Source organism: Chryseobacterium cucumeris (genome assembly GCF_001593385.1).
Lineage (GTDB): Bacteria > Bacteroidota > Bacteroidia > Flavobacteriales > Weeksellaceae > Chryseobacterium > Chryseobacterium cucumeris.
Map to the genome: position 1 here is coordinate 249,522 of NZ_LUVZ01000043.1, position 16,782 is coordinate 266,303.

The following is a 16,782-nucleotide window of genomic DNA, read 5'->3' on the forward strand; positions in this document are numbered from 1 at the left end:
TATTAAAGTTTTTTGTACATCAGGTATTGAGGTCCGCTTCTTCCAATTCTGGTCTTACCGTCGTAAATATATCCTGCCTGAAGATAAATATGGTAAGCAGATTCATTTTTCTGGTTGACAGCCAGTACAATCTCATCGCAGGTCTTGAAATGATTTTGGACAAAAGTACCTACTTCCTGCATAGCAACTTTTCCAATTCCCTTTCCCTGCAGTTGAGGATTCACAGATAGTGAACGCAGTAAAACTGAATTCTCATTATCCGTAAGATCTAATTTATCTTTTCCAAAATCAAGGACAAAAAAACCTACAGGCAGATCATTTTGAAATATCGTCACTGGAAATGCGTCATCATCATTCCGTTCGCTGATGCTTTGTAAGGCCTGCTGAGCAGTCGCTGTAAACCTCATCTGATTTTCATCCAAAGTATAACTGACTCCGGAAAGGTCTTCCGGTTTAAAGAAATCTAAATATATCATAGTATTAGTGATGGTAAATATCTTCATACATTACCCCTGCACGGATTTCTATTGGAAGTTTATTTTCCTCCGGAACAATAGGACAATTGTAATCATAAGCGTTGTAAGCACAGAAAGGATGATAGGATTGATTAAAATCAAGTACAATGGTATTTCCTTTCGGGATTTTAAGATCCATATATTTCCCTCCTCCGTAGGTTTCCTTTTCATTGGTAGCATCACGGAACGGAAGGAAAAGATAGTCTTTATATTTTTCCTGTTTGATCAAGTCCAGACTTTGGTATAAAGTAACGGTATAAGGTTTCCCATCCAGCGTAAATGTTGCTTTTCCATATTCCTGATAAGACTTGGTTTTTCCTGCAGATGTAGGAAGATCAAAGGGTTTTGTATCTTCTGATTTTACAAATTGCGCAGTAATTCTGTATTTAGCATCAAAAGGAAAGAAAGGATGTTTTTTAAAATTTTTAAAATTATCACCTCTTAACGGAGTCTCTTTTGGGTTAAGGTATTCCGCATTCAGTTCTTTCTGAAATTTCTGGACCTCTTTCTCTTCCTTTGATATCTTTTTTTGAGAAAAGCCCCATAGTGGAAGCAGTAGAAAGAGTATGATATATTTTTTCATGAATTTAAAAATTATAAGTAAAGCTATGAATTTTCATTCCAACAAAAGTTAAAATTGTAATAAAAAATATAATCTGTGATAAATAAAATAAGCACCTTCACCTCTAGCATACTTTTTGAAAAAGAATGCTCATGGACAGAAAAAGCTTCATAAAGACCAGTGCTCTGGCAATATCAGGATTTTATTTTCTTCAATCTGAATTATTTCATGCTGCAGAAAGAAGAAACAATCAGATAACTGAATACCATGATGTTCCGATTGTTATTATTGGCAGTGGATATGGAGGTGCTGTATCTGCCCTTCGCCTGTGTGAAGCCGGAAAAAAAGTAGTACTGCTGGAGATGGGTCTTAACTGGGAAAAAGCAGGAATTCCATTTTCTAATCTTTTGAAACCCGGAAAAAGTTCTGCATGGCTGAAAAACAAAAGCATTGCTCCTTTTATGAATATCTTTTCGCTAACTCCTTTCACCGGAACATTGGACCGTCTGGATTTTGATCATATTAAAATCTGGGCACGAAGAGGGGTTGGCGGAGGTTCTCTGGTGAACGGCGGAATGGCTGTTACTCCCAAAGAAAGCTATTTCAAAGAGGTTTTTCCTGATCTTGATGCTGAAAAATTTTATAATCATTATTTTCCTCTGGTACAGGAAGAACTAAAAGTAAATGTTATTGACGAACAGTTTCTGAAAGACTGTCCTTATTATAAATTCACCCGGGTAGGTGAAGAAGAAGCCCATAAAGCTGGTTTTAAAACAATAAGGGTTCCCAATGTGTATGACTTTAAATACATGGAAAAAGAATTCCGGAATGAAGTTCCCCGTTCAGCTCTTAATACTGAAGTGATTTATGGAAACAATCACGGGAAAAACAGTTTAGATAAAACCTATCTCAGAAAAGCCCTTGAAACCGGAAATCTGGAAATCCTTGATCTTCATCGTGTCCAGACCATTCACTTGAATGATGACAAAAGCTATACATTGAATGTCCAGCAGATTGATACTTCAGGTGCTTTGCTTACTAACAAAGTCTTTACCTGTAAAAAACTGATTCTTTCTGCAGGAACAATGGGCACTTTACAACTTCTGTTACAATCTCATGCAGAGAACGGATTTCCCATCCATGAAAAGATTGGTAAAAACTGGGGAAATAACGGAAATTTTATGACGGGGCGAAACTGGGTGAAGCCTTTGTCTGGTGGCACCGGAGCTAAGCAATCTACTATCCCTGTGGGAGGAATTGATAACTGGGATGATCCTGAACATCCGTTTTTCACAGAAATTGCTCCTTTGCCTATGGGAATGGATGTCGCTACCGCTTTGTATCTGCTTATCAACAGAGTTGAGAAAAAAGGTGAAGTCACATACAATAAAGCCAGCCAGTCTCTTACATTGAATTGGAACGAAAGCAATACTGTTAAAATGAAAGAAAATGCCCAATATTTTATCCGGAAAATGAATAAAGCCAATGGCGGTACCAGAAGTCATCTTCTTTTCGATAATGGTTTTGGAGCAGATATTTGCTATCATCCGCTTGGCGGGTGTGTTTTAGGAGAAGCAACCAACGAATATGGAAAACTCAAAGATCATGAAAATCTCTATGTCCTGGACGGATCTTTAATTCCGGGAACCATTGGTGTGAATCCGTTTGTAACTATTACGGCTATTGCAGAATATTGTATTGAAAACCTTATTAAACAGAATGAATTTGCCTGAAATTAAGACATTGTCTTCACATTCTTAAGATAGTTCCGAATATCATCCTCCAGCTTTGACGGATAGATAAAATGAAGCTTTTCAGCCAGTGAAGTTCCCAACTCATGAACCAGATCTGCATAGGCAAAGAGTGCATTCCAGTTTTCTTCAATATCGCTTCCAGAGAATGTCTTTTCCACTTTATTCCACAGATCAGATGAGAGATATTTTCTGAAGAGCCTTCCGTGTTTGTTGGTTGTGATCGTATTCCAGTCATGATTTCCGGCAATATGCCACTCAATCAAAGGGACGAGATAATCTGTGCGGAGAATGTTTTCAGACATAAATTTGGCATAAAAAATATCTCCACGCTTCAGGCACTTTGCAACATAGGTTGTATCCCACCAAAAATCATTCATCAGCTGCTGAAATTCTTTTTCCTTTGGCTTCTGAATCATGATTGACTGATACGTTGGTGGTTTCAGATTCTTAGTCAGGTCATCTTTATCTACTAAAACTTTATACCCTACATCCCAGTCTTCAGGAAGATTTTCTTCTTTAATTTCTTCAATAAACTCTGCTACCTGATACAGCTTAAAATCAACTTTCACATGGTCTTTGTACAACACCATTTTCATAGCATGCCTTCCGTCAAAAACACGATCGTCTTCTTCAATCATGGAAATAGGTTCACCAAAGAGTCTGATCCACTCATTTCCGGATTCATAAGATGCTCTGTTACCAAAAACAAGTTCTACATCTAGATCACTGAAATCATCTACCGGAGCATAAGGATTTACCAATGAACTGGTCAGGAGAACAGCACGGATATCAGGATTGTTTTCAGCCCAGTGAATAATCTGTTCCAGCTTTTCTTCCCTTACTTTCATATTAATAAGATTCTGATATTTTTACACGATATACGTCAGAAGAATTTCTCTTGATTGATTCTACAAAGAATCCTCCTTCCTCAGGAATAACTTCTTTCAGATCAAAACTTTTGCAGTCTTTCGGGAGACCTGAAAATATAAGGGTAAACCAAAAGTCTTTCATAAAGGGAACTGGTGTCCAATAGGGCGAAATTGAAATATTTTCCGCATGAATCATTTTGCTTCTATGCTCAGACTGGTTGTCAAAAAGATAGGTCGAATGCCAGATCCTGATCAGGTTTCCCAGAAACGGTGACGCCGGAAAACAACAGTGTACAATAACCTGCCTCTCCTCTTCTGTTTTTGCCTGAAGAGATTCCAGGATTTCCTTTGCAATGACTGGTTTAACAATTACTTCTTCCACCTTTTTATGAGTAATAAGTAATGAGCAATGAGTAATAGCGATTATTACTTATTGCTCATTATTGATGTTAATATTCTAATTCTAATTTTTCTTTGGTGTAATTTCGTACTTCATGGGTCAGCTCAGGGTTATCAGCCAGTTTTTGTCCGTAAGAAGGAATCATTTCAAGCAGCTTTCCTTTCCATTCTCCATGCAGTTTTTCAGGGAAGCATTTTTCCAGCACGTTCAGCATGGCATATACTGCTGTGGATGCACCTGGTGAAGCTCCCAATAAAGAAGCAATGGTTCCAGACTTGTTCACCACAACTTCGGTTCCGAACTCCAGCTTACCTCCTTCTTTTTCATCTTTTTTGATGATCTGAACTCTCTGTCCTGCTACTTTCAGTTCCCAGTCTTCTTCTTTGGCATCTTTTATAAATTCTCTCAAATGCTGCATTCTCTGAGACTTCGTCATGGCAACCTGCTGGATCAGATATTTCGTTAATGGAATGTTGTGCCACCATGCTCCGAAAAGTGATTTTAAGTTTTTGGTATTTACACTTTCAGGAAGGTCCAGATAGCTTCCTTCTCTTAAGAATTTAGTTGAAAATCCTGCAAAGGGTCCAAAAAGAAGGGCTTTTTTCCCATCGATGATTCTAAGATCAAGGTGTGGAACAGACATTGGCGGAGCATCTACCGTAGCCTGAGTATATACTTTAGCATGGTGTTTTTCTACCAGCTCCTGATTATGACTGACCAGCCATTGGCCTGAAACCGGGAAACCTCCGTATCCTTCACTTTCTTTAATATCTGAGCTGTCCAGTAACGGAAGCGCGTATCCTCCCGCACCGATAAATACAAAATCTGCTACCACTTCCTGTTTATGGCTATGGATTCTGTCTTTCACTTTCATTTCCCATGTCCCGTTCTCTCTAGGGCTGATATCTTTTACTTCGTGGTATAAGAAAACCTCAACATTGGAATCTTCCAGAAGATGTCTTCCCATTTTTCTCGTCAATGTTCCGAAGTTCACATCTGTTCCCATATCCATCTTCGTTGCAGCCATTACTTCAGACTGATTTCTTTTGCTCATCACCAAAGGAATCCATTCTTTCAGCTTTTCATGATCTGTAGAAAATTCCATTCCTGAAAAAAGGACAGATTCTGCCATTTTATCGTGGCGTTTTTTAAGGTATTCAGCATCTTTTTCTCCGAATACCAGACTCATGTGTGCACAGGAATTGATAAATTCTTTAGGCTCACGAATATATCCTTTGGTAATCAGATAAGACCAGAATTGTTTTGAAATTTCAAACTGCTCTGCAATGCTTTCTGCCTTGGAAATATCAATAGATCCGTCTGGTTTTTCAGGAGTATAATTTAGCTCACAAAAAGCGGAATGTCCTGTTCCGGCGTTGTTCCATGCAGCTGTACTTTCTTTGGCAAACCTTCCGAGTCTTTCGAAGATAGCGATTTCAAGATTTGGATCAAATTCATGAAGCAGCGTTGCTAAAGTGGCGCTCATGATTCCGCCGCCTATCAGTACAACGTCGTATTTAGGTTTCGGTGTTCTGCTTGTAAGCGATTGTGACATAATTTTAAAATTTTACTTCAAATTTCGGGAAAAGTTTTAAAAAGCGGAACGATTTTAACACGTTATTTTTTTGTTCAAAACACTTATTGAGTACACAACAAAAAACCATGGAAAATTTCAATAAAGTCCCATTGAAATGATTGATAATGTAAAATATTTCTTTATAAAAATATTAATTTTTATTTTTTTTATTTCACTGAATGGTAACTAATTAATGAATAATTCAAGGGTGAAATTTTATAAAAATTTAAGTTTATTTAAGTTCATCATATTAAATACTGCAATCATAACTATTTACACCATTTTATTTTATCAACAACAAGTGATAAATAATTATACTAAAATTATAAAATATCACTTTTTATTGATAAATATATAATTTTATAGATACAATTTTACACATACCACATTGAATAACTGTTTTTTTTTATGTACCTTTCAATTGATTTAATACCTATTCCAACAAGTATTTAATTAAAATTATTTCATAAACATACTAAAGATGAGAATTATTAACTTCGCGAGTACATTGTTCGCTACAATGGGATTTGCTCAGAGCGGAAGTGTAGGAATCAACACGTCCACACCGGACCCCAGTGCTATTCTGCACATTGAGAACTTCAGTGGAACCCCAGCTACAGCTACAGCCACCATTTCGGGAGGTGCTGTTATCGGGATTACCATCAGCAACGGAGGAAGCGGCTATACTTCGGTACCAACAATTAATTTTTATGGAGGAGGATCTGTGGTGAATGGAGGTTCAAAAGCCCGTGCTACAGCAGTCATTTCCAACGGTCAGCTAACAGGTATAACGATTAACAACGGAGGTAGTGGCTATACTACAGCTCCTACAGTAACTGTTTCCGGAGGTAATAAAGGAGTATTATTCCCCAACCTGAATATTGCTAACCTAACCAGTACGACAAGTCCTGTTGTCTCGCCTGCCAATGGACTTATTGGATTCAATGGAGGAACTAACAGTAACAACAAAGCTCTTCATTTTTTTAATAGCACGACCAATTCATGGCAAAGCACAATTGATGCACAAAACACTCCCAAGGTTGCCTATCTTGATTTTACCGGATCACTATCGGCTCTTGACAATGCGATAGCAGGTGCCAGCACTCAGCTTATAGTTAATAATCCTGCCGTTTCAGGGGTATCAAATATCAGTGGATTTAAAGTGCTTCCGAACACTTCCGGAGGATATTCCCTGATTCTTCCACAGGGAAAATATCTGGTAGAGGTTAACCTGAATTTAAATTCACCTCAGGAAAGTCCATCCGGACAGGGAGGTACAGCACCTCTTTCCGGGAGTACTTATTATCTGATGGGATATTTTATAGATTTCATCAACGATACCTATAATAATACAACGAATACCTTTACCGGAGGAGGTGCTACAAGGAAAGAAGTTCCTATTGTTTCTAAAGTCAATACCAATCATCTTGCCACCTGGTCTTATTATTACACTGTTCCGGCTAATGTGAACGCCAATATTATAGGAGGATTAAGACTCAATCTTGGAAGAATGCAGAACAGTACATTCTACGATCTTGTGAATGTAATTCCTACTGGCTCTTATATTAAAATATCTCAGCTATAAAAAAACAATCAACATATGAAAAAAAGTTATATCCTGCTATTATTGATTATAGCTCATACCATATATGCACAGGTTGCTATTGGGAAAACCTCAGTAAACAGCTCAGCTGTGCTGGAAGTTTCACAGACCACCAATAAAGGAGTACTTCTGCCAAGAGTAGATATTATAGATGTTTTGAATAATACCTCTCCGGTAAATAATCCGGCAGAAGGACTGGTTGTTTATAATAAAGGGAACTCCATTAGCCCCGGTCTTTATATCTGGAAAAGCAATATGTGGACTCAGCTTTCTGATACGTATAACCTGGTAAGTTATATGATGCTTCAACGCACCTCTGATTATTCAATACTTGGAGGTCTTGCCAACGGTACATACAAAAATTTCAACGATGCCGCATTTACTGTTGTATCTAATGATATCGGAGCTTTATACAATACTTCTACAGGAATTATCACACTTCCCGGAAACAGCGGATATCTGGTGAATGTATGTCTGAATATCAGAACAGCTCTTGAAAGTACGACTGCCGGAATAGGAGGAACTTCTGTTCATCTGCATCAGTACCTTGTAAAACTTATTGATCCGTCCACAGGAAATCAATATGGTAAAACAATTAGTATCAATGCACAATCAATTGCCAGTAATAAGACCCATACTCTGAATATGAGTTTCTCTTTTGTGACTACTTCAGCAGCTCCTATTCTTTTAGTTCCTGCCATTGCTCATGATGCGGGAGGAACTTACCAGAACGGATCCGGAGGAACAACGCCTAATAACGGAGAAATCATCATCACGAATGCTAAAGTTGATATTCAAAGATCAGCACTTAATCAATAATTTATAGCACAATGAAAACATCTATTTACATAATCGGTATGATACTGTTAAGCATTTTTTCAAATGCACAAGTTGGTATTAATACAAGCACGCCTAATGCAAGCAGTGTTCTGGACATTAGTTCTTCCAATAAAGGAGTTCTTTTTCCACAATATGATCTGCTTGTTCTGAACAGTACCTCCACTCCCATTGCGAATCCTGTAGACGGGCTTATTATTTACAATAGCGGAGGAGCATCTACTTTTCCGAAAGGATATTATGTTTGGGTAAGAAATCAATGGCAACGTATTATAGTTTCCGGTTCAGAACCTCAGATCATGTCTTTGCTTATCAATCCGGGAGTACTTATTCCTACCGGAAGCACGAATAATACATTAGGGAACTTTGCGGTTACTTCGAATAAAATTACAGGAGCTTCACTAGGCGCGGATAATTCCACGATTACCCTGCCTGCCGGAACATATATTGTACGGTATTCTGTGGATTCCAGCAATGCGAATAATAATAACGGAACGGCTAACACCCAGTATCTTTCTCAAAATTTTACCTGTACCCGTTCTTATCTGATTAATTCCGCTACCAGTGCAACCATTACGGAAACCAACAGAATGTGCCAGTTATCAAGCTCATTTACATTTTTTCAGGGAAGTTATTTTTTAACACTGGCTTCTCCAACAACGATCCGTCAGAAGTTCGAATTTGATACAGGAAACGGTTTTACCGCCAGTAATCTTAATGTAAGATCATCATTATCACTTGTCATTACCAAGATGAGTCTATAAAAAAACTTAAGCATGAAAAATGCTTAAGTTTCATTATTTATGTTTAACAGGACTTTAAAAATTAAAGTCCTGTTTTTTTAATTCAATTTTGCAGTCAATTTTTTAAACTGCTTTTCAGCATTTTTACCTTCATACAAAATAGCATATACGGTATCAATAATCGGAAGTTTAAGATTTTTCTGTTTTGCCGTTTTATAAATGGAATCTGCAGCGTAATATCCTTCTGCTACCATGTTCATAGACTGAATGGCAGATTTTACGGTATATCCTTTCCCAATAAGGTTTCCAAGGTTTCTGTTTCTTGAGAAAAGTGAATATGCCGTTACCAAAAGGTCACCCAGATATGCACTTTCATTCACGTCTCTTGGTGCCTCATAAATCGCTTCCAGGAATGTTTCCATTTCACGGATAGCATTGGAAACAAAGACTGCTGTAAAGTTATCACCATAACCCAATCCACTTGCTATTCCCGCTCCGATGGCAAAAATATTTTTAAGAATGGCGCTGTATTCATTTCCTAAAATATCTTTGCTTGTATGAACTTTAATAAAATCTGAACTGAAGATTCCTTCAAGTTTTTCAGCAGTCTCATCTTCTACGGCCGCAATAGTAAGATAAGAAAGTCTTTCCATGGCCACCTCTTCAGCATGACATGGCCCTGCAATAACGGCCTGATTTCTGAAACCAATTTTAAATTCATCACGCAGATAGTGCGCTACCACGTCATTTACTTTAGGAATAATTCCTTTAATTGCTGAAATAAAGATCTTATCTGAATATTCACAGGTCATTTTATCCAACGTATCAGAGAGATAGATAGACGGTGTTGCCAGAACAATAACATCACAGGCAGTAACCAGTTCGTTAATATCTGTTGTCAGTTTTAAACTTTTAAGATTAAAATGGGCAGCCGTAAGATAAGTTGGGTTATGTCCACGAAGCTCAATAGCTCCTTTTACAAATTCATTTCTTACACACCAGTGTACTACTTTGCAGTTTTCAACAAGCATTTTTACAATAGCGGTTGCAAAACTTCCGCTTCCTACAACTCCTACAGAAATATCCTTTTTATTCTTTTTTGGATTCGAAGATTCTGAAATAATTTTCTTTTTAGCCATAATTGGAATGTGAACTGCAAAGATATTAAAACAAAGACGTAACGCAGGCTTTGAAACTATGATAAAAACCATTTTCTGAAAAAATTAACACTACAACACAATTAAATAGCTAATTAGCCGTTAAATACAGAAAAAACTGAATTTTAATTAAAAATAACTCACAAAGCTTATTTTTAATTAAATTTGCAACTTCAAAACCGTTTTAACTTACTAAGAGAAGAAATATGAAAAAATTTCTAAACAGCAAGAAGAACGTAAACATTCTCCTGGGAGGACTTTTACTAGTAGTTTTTGCACAAGGTGTATTCATTGCCAAACTCTTTTCTGAAAGAGATGACAAAACCTACGAAGTAAACCTTGTAAAAATAAACACTGAAAAAGACAGTGTAGATTATTTAAAAATGAAAAGTGATCTTACTCTTGTAGATCAAACCGTTGCTCAGCTCAACTCCTTCCTGAAGTCCAAAGACATCACTAATGAAAAACTAATGATGCTCAACCAGGACAGTATTTCAAACTCTATTTATCTTTCCAAACAGGCTAACCGATACAGCCAATATCTGATGGATCTTCAGAAAAAACTCATGCAGGTTCCCTTAGGAATGCCTACTGATGGCTATATTTCCTCTAATTTCGGGATAAGAAAAAATCCTATTCCTTTCAAAACTGTTTTTGCTTCAGTAAGATCAAGTGCAGCAACAGAGGCAAAACCAACAGTAGTCGCAGCAGCTAAGCCTGAAGTAAAAGCTGAACCTGTTGAGAAAATTATAGAACTTACAGACAGCTATGGAAATAAGAGAGAAGTAAAAGTAATGGTAACCCCAAAAACGGCTCCTGTAGCTGCAACTTCTGCTCCTGCAACCACAACAAAAGCTGCTTCCGGAACGCCTGCAACTAAAACTGCTGTCGCTGAAAAAAACAATCCACCTGCTGAAGCTGATCAGATGCAGTTCCATAAAGGACTGGACATTGCTGTTGCCTATGGTTCTGATGTAAGAGCTGCTGCTGCCGGAACAATCATTTTTTCCGGACAAAAAGGAGGCTATGGAAACTGTGTAATTGTTTCTCACGGAAACGGGCTGGCTACTTTATATGGACATTTATCTCAGCTTATTGCAAAAGTAAATGATAAAGTAAAAGTTGGTCAGGTCATTGCAAAATCCGGAAATTCCGGGCGTTCTACAGGACCTCATCTTCATTATGAAGTACACAAAAACAATACTCCGATTAACCCGAAATTGTTTATGAATCTATAAAAGAAAACTGTCTCTCATGAGGCAGTTTTTTAGTTTTACAAAATAGAGTATTCATTTAAAGACCTTTTTTAAACACAAAGAACACGAATAGTTCCACGAATAGAACGAATCACTAATATAATTCTAATGATCATAGATCTTCAAAATCTATAAAATCTGCGAGAGATTATTTTAATTCAAAGTTTTTAATTTGCTTTCTTTTGAGGCTAAGGAGGCAAAGTTAGAATCAGCAAGCTGATTTGATGAGCTTTAATGATATTTTATTGTTAACTATTATGATACAAAAAAGACAGCTGCATTGGCAGCTGTCTTTTTATTTTAAAATTTTAAGCGTTCCTTTCGGGTGGGTAAATGTACCGTCGGGACCTGCAATATTCGAGTAGATGATATTTTTATTATAATCCTGAATATGGGTTACATTGAAACCAAGGTGCGGCTCATGCCAGTAGACCATAAAAACATTTTTTGCTACTTCTATGGCAGTATATTCTACAGTATCTGTACTGTTTTTTGAACTTCCGGCTGTTCCTGTGAATGTCATGGTTTTATTATCTTTAAAATCAAGAATGAATTTTATTTCTCCAAAGTCCACTTCCACTTTTTGTCCTATTGCCGGATAGGGTGATTTAAGATCCCAGTCCATTTCTTTTAGATAAACCTTTACTCCCATTTCTAGCTCTTCTTTTCCTGGCAGATCAGGGTATTTTTTTACCATGAAATCTACAATTGCGGATGTAGTTTTGTTTTCAGTAACTGCCTGTTTATAATTTTCCAGATAGTTTTTCACAAAATCAAGAGATTGTGGTGATGTGGAAAGCTCTACAAAATGAGAAGGAATAACTTTTTCCGGTTTCAAACCTTTCATAGCATCAATCTGCCCTATCCATTGATCAACGGCTTTGACATTCTGTGTATCTGCCATCCAGAGATGTGAGCCCACAGAAACTGAAATCCCGCCTGCAATGGTTTTGATGGACGGAATCCAAAGAAAGCTATGTGCATGATCTTCAGGATTTTGTCTGATTTCAATTTTGTTTCCTTCAAGATCAGGAATTGAAGTAACTGCTTCAGGAATTATAATTTCCGATGGAGCATCTGCCTTCAACTGTGGTTTCCACACTCCCATTTTATCATCTTTTGAAGCTGATATAAGGTAAGCAGTCTGTGCCGTTGAGATAATTTTAGCATTAGGAAAAGCTTTTTTAATCACATCCAATCCAAAATAGAAATCAGGATCGCTGTGAGAAATAAAAACGGTTTTCAGGTTCTTTCCTGTTGCTTTTATTTCTTTTACCAGCTGTTCCGCATATTGTTTCTGAAACTGAGCATCTACCAGTATCGCATCTTTATTTCCGTAAATAATGGTAGAAGTAATGGGAAAAATAGCTTTGGTTCCCGGATTATAAACTTTCACTTTGAGATTCCCTGCAAATATGCTGATGAATCCCAACAATGCTAATAACGACCATAATTTTTTTTGTATCATTTCTGTTCTTTTATTGATTAGTAAGCTGCTGTGAAACGTTCACGGATGTGATTGTTCTGCTCTAATTCGTCTACTAAAACTACGGCTACGTCTTCTACAGACAGACGGCTTCTTCCGTTTTCATCAAATACCGGAGTTTCCAGTGAAGTTCTGTATTTTCCTGTTCTTTCTCCTACATTCGCCTGGTTCATTTCTATAGCAGGGCTGAAGAATGTCCAATCCAACGTATTATTTTCCTTGATTTTGTTTAAATAATCTCTTGCTGCTGTTGCACCAGGTTTGTAAGCTTCAGGGAAATCAGGAGTATCTACAATTTGTACGTTATCGGGTGTGTAAAGGCTTCCTGCTCCACCTACTACAATCAGTCTTTTTACTCCCGACTGTTCTACAGCTTTTTCAATGTTCTCAGAACCGTTTAAAAAATCGTTGTAAAGGTTAGGGTTGGTCCATCCTGCATTGAATGTACTGATTACTGCATCACTTCCTTTCAATGCTTCAGCCAGTTCGCTTACATTGTTTACATCAACACTTTTTGCAGTTACATTTTCCTGTATTTTCACTTTTGATGCATCTCTTACCAATGCTTCCACCGCATATCCTCTTTCTGCTAATTCTGATACTACATGTGCTCCTACAAATCCTGTTGCACCGATTACTGCTACTTTTTTCATAATGTTTTATTTTTTTTAATTAAACTGTAATAAATTTTGTTACATTTAAGATGAAATTTTTTTATTCGAACTGGTCAGTGAATTCCTGTAATGACTTATCTCCTAAAAAGTTTACCACCAATTGATCTGTTTCTTCAAATAATGTATTTAAATGATTGTTGATCTCCTTTCCAACACTGCACGCGGGATTGGGATTCTGATTTTTTTTGCCTAATACTTCTGTATTTTTTACTGCTTTATAGATCTCGGAAATTGTGATCATTTCAGCATTTTTTGCAAGCTGACTTCCTCCTTCTTTTCCTTGTCTGCTGATAATCAGACCTACCTCTCTCAATACGCTGATCTCCTTTCGGATAATCACCGGATTCACATTGATACTACCGGCCATCCAGTCAGATGTAAGCCACTCCTGAGGGCTTTTCGCCAATAGTGTCATTATATGTACTGCCGTAGCAAATCTTGTATTGTTCATTGTAATTACTTTGCAAAGATAAACATTTTTTAAATGTAACAAAATTTATTACAGTTATTTTTTTCTTAAAGAATTAATTTATCCAAATCCAGCAACAAATAATTGATATTTTGATTAATGGTACGTGTGGCCGACTGCATCTGATTGAGCATGGCAGCGCGGTTATGAAGATCGTCTGCTCTGTAAAAACCTCCATCACTGAAGATTACAGACTTATCTGCTGTTTCTTTATTGTCATCAAACTGGTAATGAAGCCATCTTAATTTCATATTTCCGATAATGGAGTGTTCTTCTCTGTTGGAAAACTTTTTCTCTGTGTACATATACCAGATAAAAGGGGGGAAATTCGGAGACTCTAATTTTTCTTTCCAGATATCTCTCAAAAGGTTTCTCTGGTGAATAAACTCTACCTTTTTCCCTTTTGGATTAAGGGTTGCCAGTCCAAAACCTGCTCCCAGAACCCCTCCGCCTATATCAATGGCATTACTCCAGCCTTGATCATGTACAATTCCTCCTGCTATGGAAGCGGCTGCTCCTGCAACGATTGAATATAAAATAAGTTTGTTATTTCTTGATGAGTTGAGATTATCCACATAATTTCCAATCTGGGCTACTCTTTCTCCTTCACAGTCGAACTCTGCGGCTACTGCATCCAGTTCCGTAAGAGCAATCGTTATTTTGCTGTTTATTTTTGTCTTCAACTGTAAGACTTTAATCTGGGAAGCAAGGGATGAGTCTTTTTTAAGATCAATAATCTCATGAACCTCATCTAAATTATCCAGTGCGTTTAAGATCAGGATACTCTGATCAGAAAATACTTCTTTTAATTCTTTATTGGCTGCCAGTATAGAATCTGAATTATAAGACGGAAGTTTGTTGCTGTAGTTATATTTGAACGGCGCTTTACAGTAGCTGTCCTTCAGGGTGAGAATATTCTGCTGAATAGCCTGATTCTTCCTGGAAACACAGGAAGTAAGAAGCCCGAAAACAATCAAAAGGTAAAAAAGTTTTTTCATTCAGTGATTTTTTGTGTTATCAGGTATATTGCAAAATAAATTTCTCCATTTTCACAATTCTCCTATACGAATATAATACAAATAAAAAAATTTACCTGAAATCAGGTAAATTTTTAATCTATTTTTAAGAAGGATTATTTAATATCCAGTAATTCAACCTCAAAAACAAGAGTACTGTTTGGTCCTATTTCCTTGCTGATCTCCTGGTCTCCGTATGCTAAGTGCGGAGGAATAATCAATCTCCACTTACTTCCGACAGGCATCAACTGAAGAGCTTCCGTCCATCCTGAAATCACTCTGTTCAAAGGGAAAGATGCAGGTGTACCTCTTTTTACAGAGCTGTCAAATACTTTCCCGGAAATAGTAGTTCCGTGATAGTGGCATTTTACAGTAGATTTGGGTCCTGGTTTCGGGCCGTCGCCTTCTGTAATGATTTCATACTGTAAGCCGCTTGGTAACTGCACAACGCTTTCTCTTTTACCATACTCTTCCATATATTCTTTACCGTCTTTCAGGTTTTTTTCTGCCAATTCTTTTTTACGTTTAAATAACATATCTGCTACTCCCATATTATAATTTTTTACAAAGATAAGGCTTTTTGGGTTTGGAAGATGGGAGCACGATAAGCGAAGTTTAAAAGCCTGAAGAATTTTCCTCTCAAACAAAGTGACTTTAATTCATTCTCATTAAAAATAAATAAACACTAATAATCAACAAGTTAAAAAGATTATTTTTCAATAATCATTAATCATATAGTCTTACATTTTTGATTTTCAAAGATCTTTTCCACAAAATTCAAATAATTGTAATACTTATTTAACATAGATTTCGAAACTTGGCGTTATAATTGGATTTTAAAAACTAAATGCCAAATCCACTAAAATATAATAAGAAGTTTGATGAACTGAATGAAGAGGAAAAAAAGCTTCTGGAAATCAATAAAAAAACAATAGCAGATTTTGTTGAACAATCCTCTTCCATCAGCGATGTCAATTATGCTACCAGAAATGCCCATGCCAAAACGTATGCGGCAGCAAAAGGTACATTCAGGATAGAACCTGATATTCCTGAATCACTGCAGCCTTTTTTTGATAAGGAAAAATTTGATCTTATTATACGGTTTTCCAATGCTCAGCTGAAAATTAAGAATACAAGAAAGGATATTCCTGCCTACGGCTTTGCAGTGCAGATCAAGGATGAAAACGGTGGGCTTCTTGCCAATTATCCATTGGTGAATTTTCCCCTGTTTCCTATAAATTCTGTTTCAAATTTTTTGAAACTGTTTACTGCTGTCAATAAGTTTTATATGAAAAAATGGAGCAGTCTGCTGCCATTGCTTTTTCAGGCAGTCAAAATGCTTCCTTACATCAGTACCAGCGATATGATCCGTAATATGATAAAACTCTTCAGAAAAAGAAATGACTTTATTCTGTCGTTTGATTATTACTCGATAGGTGCTTACCGTCTCGGAGATCAGATCATTAAAATAAAGCTCTCACCTCAATCTGTAGATAAGAATACCGGCAGAAAGCAGAAGATTAGTGATGCTTTAAAAAATTACCTGCAGACCCATGACTTTACTGCAGATGTCCTGATACAGATATGTTATGACCTGAAAGACCAGCCTGTCAACAAACTGAATGTAGAATGGAAAAATGCTCCTTTTATTAAAATCGGCGAAGTAAAAATCGACAAAGATTCTTTGCTGGATTCCCGTAACTGCAACACTGAACTTCTTTCATTCAATCCTTTTGAGAGTAAAATATTTTTTCAGCCTGTAGGAAAAATACAAAAGCTGCGTGATGAAGCTTATAAAGTTTCTTTGCAGACCAGAAGGAAAATTAATAAGTTACTGCATGGGAAAAACAGTTAAAATAATGATG

At 36.8% G+C, this 16,782-nt stretch carries 17 protein-coding genes; 6 read left to right on the forward strand and 11 right to left on the reverse strand.

Annotated elements, in window-relative coordinates:
• Nucleotides 1–2 precede the first annotated feature (2 nt).
• The gene (locus A1704_RS18350; RefSeq protein ID WP_062675506.1) at nt 3–476 is read right to left on the reverse strand and encodes a GNAT family N-acetyltransferase; all 474 of its coding nucleotides are present in this window, start codon (nt 474–476) and stop codon (nt 3–5) included.
• 4 nt (nt 477–480) lie between these two features.
• Entirely contained in the window at nt 481–1,098 is a 618-nt protein-coding gene (locus A1704_RS18355; protein WP_062675507.1) for a DUF1684 domain-containing protein, read from the reverse strand.
• Nucleotides 1,099–1,229: 131 nt separating this feature from the next.
• Between A1704_RS18355 and A1704_RS18360 the strand changes: the two genes are divergently transcribed.
• Nucleotides 1,230–2,810, forward strand: a complete 1,581-nt coding sequence (locus A1704_RS18360) for a GMC family oxidoreductase N-terminal domain-containing protein (RefSeq protein ID WP_062675508.1) — start codon at nt 1,230–1,232, stop codon at nt 2,808–2,810.
• A 2-nt stretch (nt 2,811–2,812) separates the two neighbouring features.
• On the opposite strand, the gene A1704_RS18365 is transcribed toward A1704_RS18360, so the two are convergent.
• From A1704_RS18365 to mqo, 3 genes are all read right to left on the reverse strand, one after another.
• The gene (locus A1704_RS18365; protein WP_062675509.1) at nt 2,813–3,679 is read right to left on the reverse strand and encodes an AadS family aminoglycoside 6-adenylyltransferase; all 867 of its coding nucleotides are present in this window, start codon (nt 3,677–3,679) and stop codon (nt 2,813–2,815) included.
• 1 nt (nt 3,680) lies between these two features.
• Nucleotides 3,681–4,082, reverse strand: a complete 402-nt coding sequence (locus tag A1704_RS18370; protein ID WP_034693615.1) for a hypothetical protein — start codon at nt 4,080–4,082, stop codon at nt 3,681–3,683.
• 67 nt (nt 4,083–4,149) lie between these two features.
• A complete protein-coding gene (mqo, locus tag A1704_RS18375; RefSeq protein ID WP_062675510.1) occupies nt 4,150–5,655 on the reverse strand; it encodes a malate dehydrogenase (quinone) in 1,506 nt (501 codons plus the stop codon).
• 502 nt (nt 5,656–6,157) lie between these two features.
• Between mqo and A1704_RS18380 the strand changes: the two genes are divergently transcribed.
• Genes A1704_RS18380 through A1704_RS18390 form a run of 3 tightly spaced genes read left to right on the forward strand, consistent with a single transcriptional unit; the run spans nt 6,158 to nt 8,880 of the window.
• The gene (locus tag A1704_RS18380; RefSeq protein WP_131797539.1) at nt 6,158–7,261 is read left to right on the forward strand and encodes a hypothetical protein; all 1,104 of its coding nucleotides are present in this window, start codon (nt 6,158–6,160) and stop codon (nt 7,259–7,261) included.
• A gap of 15 nt (nt 7,262–7,276) precedes the next feature.
• Nucleotides 7,277–8,098: a hypothetical protein gene (locus A1704_RS18385; protein WP_062675512.1), complete on the forward strand. Its 822-nt coding sequence runs from the start codon at nt 7,277–7,279 to the stop codon at nt 8,096–8,098.
• Between the two features lie 38 nt (nt 8,099–8,136).
• Entirely contained in the window at nt 8,137–8,880 is a 744-nt protein-coding gene (locus tag A1704_RS18390; protein ID WP_131797540.1) for a hypothetical protein, read from the forward strand.
• 77 nt (nt 8,881–8,957) lie between these two features.
• Here the strand turns inward: A1704_RS18390 and A1704_RS18395 are convergent, their stop codons facing one another.
• Nucleotides 8,958–9,998 carry an NAD(P)H-dependent glycerol-3-phosphate dehydrogenase gene (locus A1704_RS18395; RefSeq protein ID WP_062675514.1) on the reverse strand — a complete coding sequence of 347 codons (1,041 nt, stop codon included), beginning with the start codon at nt 9,996–9,998 and terminating at the stop codon, nt 8,958–8,960.
• A gap of 224 nt (nt 9,999–10,222) precedes the next feature.
• Here A1704_RS18395 and A1704_RS18400 point away from each other — a divergent pair, with 224 nt between their 5' ends.
• Nucleotides 10,223–11,254: a M23 family metallopeptidase gene (locus A1704_RS18400; protein WP_082798828.1), complete on the forward strand. Its 1,032-nt coding sequence runs from the start codon at nt 10,223–10,225 to the stop codon at nt 11,252–11,254.
• Between the two features lie 313 nt (nt 11,255–11,567).
• Here A1704_RS18400 and A1704_RS18405 read toward each other — a convergent pair whose 3' ends face one another.
• The 5 genes from A1704_RS18405 to A1704_RS18425 all read right to left on the reverse strand — a co-directional run bounded on the left by A1704_RS18405 (nt 11,568) and on the right by A1704_RS18425 (nt 15,468).
• Nucleotides 11,568–12,740, reverse strand: a complete 1,173-nt coding sequence (locus A1704_RS18405; RefSeq protein WP_062675515.1) for an MBL fold metallo-hydrolase — start codon at nt 12,738–12,740, stop codon at nt 11,568–11,570.
• Between the two features lie 17 nt (nt 12,741–12,757).
• Entirely contained in the window at nt 12,758–13,411 is a 654-nt protein-coding gene (locus A1704_RS18410) for an NAD(P)-dependent oxidoreductase (RefSeq protein ID WP_062675516.1), read from the reverse strand.
• Nucleotides 13,412–13,472: 61 nt separating this feature from the next.
• Complete coding sequence (locus tag A1704_RS18415; protein WP_062675517.1) at nt 13,473–13,883, reverse strand: Rrf2 family transcriptional regulator; 411 nt, start codon at nt 13,881–13,883, stop codon at nt 13,473–13,475.
• 65 nt (nt 13,884–13,948) lie between these two features.
• Nucleotides 13,949–14,899, reverse strand: coding sequence for a hypothetical protein (locus A1704_RS18420; RefSeq protein WP_062675518.1), 951 nt, complete (start codon nt 14,897–14,899; stop codon nt 13,949–13,951).
• A 134-nt stretch (nt 14,900–15,033) separates the two neighbouring features.
• Nucleotides 15,034–15,468 (reverse strand): FKBP-type peptidyl-prolyl cis-trans isomerase, encoded by a 435-nt coding sequence (locus A1704_RS18425; protein ID WP_052198510.1) that lies wholly within the window; start codon nt 15,466–15,468, stop codon nt 15,034–15,036.
• Nucleotides 15,469–15,764: 296 nt separating this feature from the next.
• Between A1704_RS18425 and A1704_RS18430 the strand changes: the two genes are divergently transcribed.
• Complete coding sequence (locus A1704_RS18430) at nt 15,765–16,772, forward strand: catalase family protein (protein ID WP_062675520.1); 1,008 nt, start codon at nt 15,765–15,767, stop codon at nt 16,770–16,772.
• Nucleotides 16,773–16,782: the final 10 nt, after the last annotated feature.

What these genes read in the sequence shown, in the direction of transcription:
- A1704_RS18400 (WP_082798828.1), top strand. Translation starts at nt 10,223, where the DNA reads ATGAAAAAATTTCTAAACAGCAAGAAGAACGTAAACATTCTCCTGGGA.
- A1704_RS18415 (WP_062675517.1), bottom strand. Translation starts at nt 13,883, where the DNA reads ATGAACAATACAAGATTTGCTACGGCAGTACATATAATGACACTATTG.
- A1704_RS18365 (WP_062675509.1), bottom strand. Translation starts at nt 3,679, where the DNA reads ATGAAAGTAAGGGAAGAAAAGCTGGAACAGATTATTCACTGGGCTGAA.
- A1704_RS18360 (WP_062675508.1), top strand. Translation starts at nt 1,230, where the DNA reads ATGGACAGAAAAAGCTTCATAAAGACCAGTGCTCTGGCAATATCAGGA.
- A1704_RS18430 (WP_062675520.1), top strand. Translation starts at nt 15,765, where the DNA reads ATGCCAAATCCACTAAAATATAATAAGAAGTTTGATGAACTGAATGAA.
- A1704_RS18350 (WP_062675506.1), bottom strand. Translation starts at nt 476, where the DNA reads ATGATATATTTAGATTTCTTTAAACCGGAAGACCTTTCCGGAGTCAGT.
- A1704_RS18425 (WP_052198510.1), bottom strand. Translation starts at nt 15,468, where the DNA reads ATGGGAGTAGCAGATATGTTATTTAAACGTAAAAAAGAATTGGCAGAA.
- A1704_RS18420 (WP_062675518.1), bottom strand. Translation starts at nt 14,899, where the DNA reads ATGAAAAAACTTTTTTACCTTTTGATTGTTTTCGGGCTTCTTACTTCC.
- mqo (WP_062675510.1), bottom strand. Translation starts at nt 5,655, where the DNA reads ATGTCACAATCGCTTACAAGCAGAACACCGAAACCTAAATACGACGTT.
- A1704_RS18355 (WP_062675507.1), bottom strand. Translation starts at nt 1,098, where the DNA reads ATGAAAAAATATATCATACTCTTTCTACTGCTTCCACTATGGGGCTTT.
- A1704_RS18380 (WP_131797539.1), top strand. Translation starts at nt 6,158, where the DNA reads ATGAGAATTATTAACTTCGCGAGTACATTGTTCGCTACAATGGGATTT.
- A1704_RS18390 (WP_131797540.1), top strand. Translation starts at nt 8,137, where the DNA reads ATGATACTGTTAAGCATTTTTTCAAATGCACAAGTTGGTATTAATACA.
- A1704_RS18385 (WP_062675512.1), top strand. Translation starts at nt 7,277, where the DNA reads ATGAAAAAAAGTTATATCCTGCTATTATTGATTATAGCTCATACCATA.
- A1704_RS18395 (WP_062675514.1), bottom strand. Translation starts at nt 9,998, where the DNA reads ATGGCTAAAAAGAAAATTATTTCAGAATCTTCGAATCCAAAAAAGAAT.
- A1704_RS18405 (WP_062675515.1), bottom strand. Translation starts at nt 12,740, where the DNA reads ATGATACAAAAAAAATTATGGTCGTTATTAGCATTGTTGGGATTCATC.
- A1704_RS18410 (WP_062675516.1), bottom strand. Translation starts at nt 13,411, where the DNA reads ATGAAAAAAGTAGCAGTAATCGGTGCAACAGGATTTGTAGGAGCACAT.